Origin of the sequence: Mesorhizobium sp. M7A.F.Ca.CA.002.05.1.1 (genome assembly GCF_003998335.1) — a bacterium.
Classification (GTDB): domain Bacteria; phylum Pseudomonadota; class Alphaproteobacteria; order Rhizobiales; family Rhizobiaceae; genus Mesorhizobium.
The window spans coordinates 1-7,564 of sequence record NZ_RZQI01000223.1 but is presented as its reverse complement, the minus strand read 5'-3'; the positions used below and the strand labels follow the sequence as shown (position 1 = coordinate 7,564).

At 64.6% G+C, this 7,564-nt stretch carries 8 protein-coding genes; 4 read left to right on the top strand and 4 right to left on the bottom strand.

Annotated elements, in window-relative coordinates:
* Together EN939_RS13785 and lpdA are read left to right on the top strand one after the other, a co-directional pair.
* The coding region (locus EN939_RS13785) for a 2-oxo acid dehydrogenase subunit E2 (RefSeq protein WP_206528288.1) at positions 1-513 on the top strand (513 nt) is incomplete at its 5' end.
* A gap of 249 nt (positions 514-762) precedes the next feature.
* Positions 763-2,160 (top strand): dihydrolipoyl dehydrogenase, encoded by a 1,398-nt coding sequence (lpdA, locus tag EN939_RS13780; RefSeq protein ID WP_127268448.1) that lies wholly within the window; start codon positions 763-765, stop codon positions 2,158-2,160.
* Positions 2,161-2,382: 222 nt separating this feature from the next.
* Here lpdA and EN939_RS13770 read toward each other — a convergent pair whose 3' ends face one another.
* Positions 2,383-3,486 (bottom strand): saccharopine dehydrogenase family protein, encoded by a 1,104-nt coding sequence (locus tag EN939_RS13770; RefSeq protein WP_127268447.1) that lies wholly within the window; start codon positions 3,484-3,486, stop codon positions 2,383-2,385.
* Positions 3,487-3,601: 115 nt separating this feature from the next.
* Here EN939_RS13770 and EN939_RS13765 point away from each other — a divergent pair, with 115 nt between their 5' ends.
* On the top strand, positions 3,602-4,030 hold the full coding sequence (locus tag EN939_RS13765) for an Lrp/AsnC family transcriptional regulator (RefSeq protein WP_127268446.1): 429 nt from the start codon (positions 3,602-3,604) through the stop codon (positions 4,028-4,030).
* Between the two features lie 144 nt (positions 4,031-4,174).
* Here the strand turns inward: EN939_RS13765 and EN939_RS13760 are convergent, their stop codons facing one another.
* The 3 genes from EN939_RS13760 to EN939_RS13750 form a co-directional block, all read right to left on the bottom strand.
* Positions 4,175-5,539: a HAMP domain-containing sensor histidine kinase gene (locus EN939_RS13760; RefSeq protein WP_127268445.1), complete on the bottom strand. Its 1,365-nt coding sequence runs from the start codon at positions 5,537-5,539 to the stop codon at positions 4,175-4,177.
* On the bottom strand, positions 5,536-6,213 hold the full coding sequence (locus EN939_RS13755; protein ID WP_127268444.1) for a winged helix-turn-helix domain-containing protein: 678 nt from the start codon (positions 6,211-6,213) through the stop codon (positions 5,536-5,538). Before EN939_RS13755 ends, EN939_RS13760 begins: the two co-directional genes overlap by 4 nt.
* Positions 6,214-6,384: 171 nt before the next feature.
* Positions 6,385-7,182 carry a COG4705 family protein gene (locus EN939_RS13750; protein WP_127268443.1) on the bottom strand — a complete coding sequence of 266 codons (798 nt, stop codon included), beginning with the start codon at positions 7,180-7,182 and terminating at the stop codon, positions 6,385-6,387.
* On the opposite strand from EN939_RS13750, the gene EN939_RS13745 reads away from it, so the two are divergent.
* Positions 7,181-7,438 (top strand): hypothetical protein, encoded by a 258-nt coding sequence (locus EN939_RS13745; RefSeq protein WP_127268442.1) that lies wholly within the window; start codon positions 7,181-7,183, stop codon positions 7,436-7,438. The genes EN939_RS13750 and EN939_RS13745 overlap by 2 nt on opposite strands.
* Positions 7,439-7,564 lie beyond the last annotated feature (126 nt).

The window sequence follows — 7,564 nt, the reverse complement described above, 5'->3', positions numbered from 1 at the left end:
TTCCTGATGCGGGCCATGGTCAAGGCGATCGCGGACCAGCCCAACCTCAATTCGCTGTTCGACGACGAGGCCGGCATCATCCACCAGCATGGCGGCATCCATATCGGCATCGCCGCGCAGACGCCGTCGGGGCTGGTAGTGCCTGTGGTCAAACATGCCGAGGCGCGCGACATCTGGGAGTGCGGCGCAGAAATCATCAGGCTGGCCGAGGCGGCCAAGTCCGGCACGGCGACACGCGACGAGCTGTCCGGCTCGACCATCACCATCACCTCGCTCGGCGCCATGGGCGGCGTGGCGACGACGCCGGTCATCAACCATCCGGAAGTGGCGATCATCGGCGTCAACAAGATGATGGTGCGGCCGGTGTGGGACGGCACCCAGTTCATCCCGCGCAAGATGATGAATTTATCGTCAAGCTTCGACCATCGGGTGATCGATGGGTGGGATGCGGCGGTGTTCATCCAGCGGATCAAGACGCTGCTGGAAACGCCGGCGCTGATCTTTGTGGATTGAGGTGATGAGGCCGATGTCGAAGCTTGAGACGGACCTTCGGAAGTTACCGGCGTTGGAATGTGGGCTCCCCCTTCTCCCCTTGTGGGAGAAGGTGTCGCCGAAGGCGACGGATGAGGGGTGTTCCAGGGAACGCCAACGCCTCACTCCGCTGGAACACCCCTCATCCGTCTCGGCGCTAACGCGCCGATCCACCTTCTCCCACAAGGGGAGAAGGACAGGGCGCCCGGCGGCCGAAAGGAAGCAGCCAACATGAAAGAAATCTCCTGCAAGCTGCTGGTCATCGGCGCCGGTCCCGGTGGTTACGTCTGCGCTATCCGTGCCGGACAGCTCGGCGTCGATACGGTGATCGTGGAAGCCGGCAAGCCGGGCGGCACTTGTCTCAATGTCGGCTGCATCCCGTCCAAGGCGCTGATCCATGCGGCGGAGGAGTTCGAGAAGGTGTCGCACATGGAAGGCGGCAAGAGCCCGCTCGGCATCTCGCTCACCGCACCGACGCTCGACCTGGCGAAGACGATCGCCTGGAAGGACGGCATCGTGAGCCGGCTCAACAGCGGCGTCGCCGGCCTGCTCAAGAAGGCAGGAGTCAAGACCGTGCATGGCTGGGCGAGCTTTCGCGACGGCAAGACGGTTGCGGTCGAGACCGAGACGGGAAGCCAAGTCATCCGCGCCGAGACGATCGTCATTGCCACCGGCTCGGCGCCAGTCGAGCTGCCGTTCCTGCCCTTTGGCGGTCCGGTGATTTCGTCAACCGAGGCACTGGCACTGAGCGACGTGCCGAGAAAACTCGCGGTCGTCGGTGGCGGCTATATCGGGCTGGAACTCGGCATGGCGTTTGCAAAAATGGGCGCCAAAGTGACCGTGGTCGAGGCCTTGCCGCGCGTGCTGGCGCAGTATGACGCCGAACTCACGCGGCCCGTGGTCAAGCGGCTCAACGCACTCGGCGTCGAGGTGATGCTGGGTGCCAAGGCCAAGGGGCTATCGACCAAAGGCGATGCGCTGCTGGTCGAGACGGCGGATGGCAAGAGCGCCAAGGTCGCCGCCGAAAAAATCCTGGTCACGGTCGGCCGCAAGCCGGTGACCGAAGGCTGGGGGCTCGAGCAGATCGACCTCGACAGGGCAGGCAAATTCATCCGCATCGACGACCAGTGCCGCACCTCGATGCGCGGCATCTTCGCCATCGGCGACGTCACCGGCGAGCCGATGCTGGCGCACCGGGCGATGGCCCAGGGCGAGATGGTCGCCGAGATCGTCGCCGGCCACAAGCGCAACTGGGACAAGCGCGCCATTCCCGCCGTTTGCTTCACCGATCCGGAACTCGTCACCGCTGGTCTTTCGCCGGAAGAGGCCAGGGCTCTGGGCGGCGAGATCAAGATCGGCATGTTCCCGTTCGCCGCCAACGGCCGGGCGATGACGAAGCTGGGCGAAGACGGCTTCGTCCGCGTGGTGGCGCGGGCGGACAACCATCTGGTGCTCGGCATCCAGGCGGTCGGGCAGGGCGTGTCGGAACTGGCGGCGGCTTTTGGCCTGGCGCTGGAGATGGGCGCCAGGCTGGAGGACATTGCCGGCACCATCCATGCCCATCCGACGCAAGGCGAGGGATTCCAGGAAGCGGCGCTCAAGGCGCTGGGGCACGCGCTGCATGTTTGATTCGTGACAGTGCAAAGGCGGTGATGCTGGCGGGACACTCGCCCCCCTCTGTCCTGCCGGACATCTCCCCCTCAAGGGGGGAGATCAGCAGTTTCGGGCAACCCGCCTCTTCCAAGACTTTGAAAATTGGCGAAATCTAAGATGACAGCCTATCTCCCCCCTAGAGGGGGAGATGCCCGGCAGGGCAGAGGGGGGCAGCCTCTCACAAGAGAGAGACGCTGATCACCCCGCCAGCCGGCTCACCATCTCATGCTGCGCATAGGCGCGGCCGAAGCGGTTGGCCAGAAACGCGTCGAGCGCGATGTCTTCCTGCTTGATGAAGCCCGTGGCCGGCAGGCTGCCGTCGGCGAGCATGTCGAGCACGGCGCAGATGCCGGACGCCGTGGTGATCTGGATGGCGCTGCGCACCTGATCGCCGATGCGCCTGGAGTAGATCTTGTTGGCGTAGGTCTCCTGCAGCAGGCGGCCGTTCTTGCGGCCGGAGACGGTGACGAAGACGATGACCACGTCCTGCAGCGTCGCCGGCAGCGCGCTCTCGAAAATGTCTTTCAGCACGTCACGGCGGTGGCGCAGGCCGAGATCGTTGAGCAGCGCCTTCATGATCGCGGCGTGGCCGGGATAGCGGATGGTGCGGTAGTTCAGCGTGCGCACTCTGCCCTTCAGCGTCTCGGCCAGCGTGCCAAGGCCGCCGGAGGTGTTGAACGCTTCGTAGGTGACGCCGTCGAGCGAGAACTCCTCGCGCTCTTCCAGTGGCGGCACCTCGACCAGCTCGCCTTCGACGATCGCCTCGCAGGGCTCGCAATATTCGTTGATGACGCCGTCGGTGCTCCAGGTCAGATTGTAGTTCAGTGCATTGGAGGGATATTGCGGCAGGGCGCCGACGCGCATGCGCACGCTCTCCAGCGAATCGAACCGGCTGGCGAGATCGTTGGCGACGATCGAGATGAAGCCCGGCGCCAGGCCGCATTGCGGAATGAAGGCGCTTCTGCCCGAAACCGCCAGTTCCTTGACGCGGCGGGTCGAGACGACATCCTCGGTCAGGTCGAGATAGTGCACGCCGGCACAGGCCGCCGCTTCGGCGATGCGGGTGGTCAGATGGAAGGGAGCGGCGCTGAGCACCGCGAATTTGCCGGCGAGTGCGGCTTCAAGCGTGCCGGATGCTTCGATGTCGAGCTCAAGCGTCGCAACCGTGGCCGGCAGTTCGGCAGCAGCGAACTGTGCTGCCGAGCGGTCGACGAGCGTGACCTGATAATCCCCCTTGGCGGCGAGCATCTCGGCAATGGTCGAGCCGATCTTTCCGGCGCCGACAACGACAATTTTCTTCATGGCCGATCCCTCACTGATTGTGAGCCCAGATTCGCAGCTTGCCCGTCGAATGGAAGCGTGGTTTGGTTCGAAACGAAACCGTTGATTGGACAGTCTGCCGGGAAGAATCGTCGAAATGCTCAGTGACGCCGAACAGGCCCTGCTTTCCCTGCTGCGCGAGAATGCGCGCGCCTCGACCGCCGAGCTGGCGCGGCGGCTTGGCGTCTCGCGGACCACGGTGCAGAGCCGGATCGAACGGCTGGAGCAGCGCGGCATCATATCAGGCTATGGTGTGCGACTGGCGCCGGACTATGAGCAGGGGCTGGTGCGGGCGCATGTACTGCTCACCGTGACGCCCAAGCTCGCCGACAAGGTGGTGCGCGGCATGCGCGCCCTGACGACGGTCCGGACGCTGCATTCGGTCAGCGGCAATTTCGACATGATCGTCATCGTCGACGCACCATCGATCCGCGACCTCGACATGCTGCTCGACCAGATCGGCGCCATGGACGGGGTCGAGCGGACCCTGTCGTCGATCATCCTGTCGACGCGGATCGATCGGTGAAGCTGCTGGTCTCCCCCCTCGAGGGGGAGATGGCCGGCAGGCCAGAGGGGGTCGGTTCGACCGGATGCGACCTCCTTTCGACAGATGGGCGTTAGCGCTTCACGCGAGGCGACCCCCTCTGTCGCCTGCGGCGACATCTCCCCCTCAAGGGGGGAGAAAACTCACCGCCACCTCAAGCCCAGGGCGACAATCCTCAAGCGTGATCGATGCGCCATGCAGATCGGCAATCGCTCGCACAAGGCTGAGACCCAGCCCGCTGCCCCATGTCGACCGGCTATGGTCCAGCCGATAAAGCCGCTGAAACACTTTTTCATGTTCGTCGGCGGGAATGCCGGGACCGTTGTCGGCGACGCCGGCAACGACGCGTTCGTCCTGGCGCCCCACCGACAGCTTTATCGTCGTGCCCGATGGACAATGGCGCAGCGCGTTCTCGACCAGATTGGCGAACATCTGCGTCAACAGCTCGCGATCGCCATGGATCCGGTCCGTCGTTTCCGGTGGTTGCGCCAACGACAGCGACTTTCCGTCGTCCTCGGCAACATCGGCATAGATCTCGGCGATGGTCTGCAGCACCTCGCCCAGATCGACATCGGTGAACCGCGCCCGGCGGGCGCCGGCTTCGATCTGCGCGATGCGCAGCAGCGCATCGAAGGTCTCGTTGATCTGCAGGCTTTCGGCATGCGCCTCGGCCAGTTCGCGGGCGACCTTTTGACCTGACAGGTTCTTTTCGGACGCGGTGTCGAGGATCATCTGCAGCCGGTTGAGCGGCGTCTTCAGGTCGTGGGCGATGTTGGCGCTGACCTGTTTCATGCCTTCGACCAGTGCCGACAGGCGGTCGAGCGCGGCATTGACCTGGCTGGAGACGATGTCGATGTCGTCGCCCTTGCCGGTCAGCGGAATGCGGGTGTCCAGCCGTCCATGCGAGACATCCACCATGGTGGCGGCAATGCCGTCGAGACGGCGCTGGACCCGCGAGGCCAGCAGGGCGCCGCCGGCGACCGCCAGCCCGGTGATGATCAGGGTTCCCCAGCCAAAGCTCATCAGCACGATCCTCTCCAGCTCCTCCGTCTCGGAAAGGCTGAAGGCGACGGTCAGGGTGTTGCCGCCGACGGGGCCGGAATAGGCGCGGTACTCGGCGCCGGGCGGCACGCCGGGCATTTCGGTGTCGAACATCGAGAAACCGTCGGGAAGCCCTGCCGCGGTGAAGTTGCCGGCCAGGCGATTGCCCGTCGCGTCGGTCAGCGAAAACAGCTGCTCCTTTTTGAGGCTGCGCAGGGAGTGGCTGCCGACGGTCTCAACCAGCTCCTTGAGATCGTTCTCGGCATAGGTCGCGGCGACGACCGCGTAGGTCTCCTTGATGGTGTCGTCGAGCCGCTCGGCAAGATCGGCGCTCATCATCTGGTAGACGATGGCGCCCGACAGGACGAAGGCCAGCACGAACAGGAAGGCGAAGGTCAGAGCCAGCCGGAACGGCGTGCTGCGCAGCAGGCGGGACCATGTTCCGGTCATGACGGCGCGTGCAGGCTGTAGCCGGTGTTGCGGACGGTGTGGATGAGCTGGGTTTCGAAGGGCTTGTCGACCTTGGCCCGCAGCCGGCTGATATGGGTCTCGACGACGCTGGTCCTGGGATCGAAATGAAAATCCCAGACGCGCTCCAGAAGCATGGTGCGGGTGATGACGCGGCCTTCGCCGCGCATCAGCACTTCCAGCAGGCTGAATTCCCGCGGCTGCAGGTCGATCGGCTGGCCCCGCCTCGTGACCCGCCGCATGATCAGGTCCATTTCGAGGTCGGCGACCCGCAGGACGGTTTTCTGCTCCTGCGCCGCCGGCCGCCGGCCAAGCGCGTTGATGCGGGCGAGAAGTTCGGAAAAGGCGAAGGGCTTGACCAGATAGTCGTCGCCGCCGGCCTCCAGCCCCTCGACGCGATCGTCGATGCCGCCGACGGAGGTGAGAAAGATCGTGGGCGTCCGTACGCCCGCGGCGCGCACCGCCTTGATCATCGACAGGCCGTCGAGGCCGGGGATCATCCGGTCGGCGACGATCACGTCGTAATTGCCCCGGGTCGCCGCGAACAGCGCGTCATGTCCGTTGCGAAGGAGGTCGCAGACATGGCCGGCCTCGGTCAGTCCCCTGACGATATAGTCGGCCGTCCTGTGGTCGTCCTCGACGAGAAGCAGTCGCATGAAAGGTCCGGTCCGTTGCCGAGATGGAGAGGCTATCACCGGCACGGGCTTGTTCCTAGGATGTCACGAAGGCGCAGGCATTCGGAGCGGCTTCTCCCAACTTCGTCATCGTCGGGTCCGCGCTGCGTCGCTACGCTCCTTGCTCCGCGCGCGGATGACGAGGCCAAGGCTTCAGTCCAGGTCCAGCAACAGTTCATCGGCCTCGTCGGTTGCCTCCTTCAGGGTCATGTGCAGGACAAGCGCAAAGATACAGCCAAGGAAGAGCAGGCTGGTGAAGATGGTGCCGAGACCCAGGCCGCCGTGCCTGGCCGATCGCGACAGCAGGTCGCCGAAGGAGGCGCCAAGCGGCCGTGTCAGGATATAGGCGAGCCAGAAGGCCAGGATGCCGTCGAGATGCAGCAGCCAGTAGGCGAGCGCTATCAGCGCGATGGCACCGCCGAACAGCAGCCCCGTCGTGAGGTAGCCCATGTCGAAGCTTTCGGCGACGAGGTCGCCGGCGGCGGTGCCGAGCGCGAAGGTCAAGAGGATCGCCAGCCAGTAGAAGATCTCGCGCCTGGTGGTGAAGATGGTGTGGATCGACAGCGTCCTTTCGCTGGCGTACCAGACCGCGAATGTCGCGGCGAGCGCGACCGAGAAGGCGATGGTTGCCGTCTGCAGGCGCACGCCGAAACTGTCGACGAGGCTGTCCGTCACCAGCGTGCCGACGATGCTGATCAGCACCACCGCCGGCCAATAAGCCCACGGCACATAGCATTTCCGCGTAAACTGCAGGACAAGGGCCGCGATCAGGATGCCGGTCATGATCAGCGAGGTGACGGTCAGCCCAAGCCCGATCGTGTCGGCAAGATAATCCGCCGCGGTCTCGCCCGTGGTGACCGCCATCAGCTTGACCAGCCAGAAGTCGAGGGTGACGTCGGGAACCCTGTTGTGGCTCGGTGCGGCGGGTTGTTGCCTGTTGGGCGCGAGCATGGCTGAAGTCCAGAGGTCGATGGTTGCGGCGGGGCGGTTGCGATCCGCCCCGCGCATCGTAAACAAACGAGTTCACACCGGCCTGTCCGGCGGCATACAAATTCGTAAGAATGGGCGCAAAAGGCATTGCCAATGTCTGGCGATGCGTTTGATGGAATGCGGCGCCTTGCATCCGCCATCGCTGTTCAACGGCGCGCTGATGGCGGCCGCGGTGCCGGGCCGCACGTTCGGCCCGACCCATCCTGCGCTCTGGTGATCGGTGGTTCTAGCTACCGAGCGGATGCGGCATGTAGCCGACGAAGCCTGATATCTTCCAGCTGCCGCCGACCTTGCTGCAGAAATACAGCGTCTGCCATTTCAAGCGGTCGACGCTGCCGTCCGC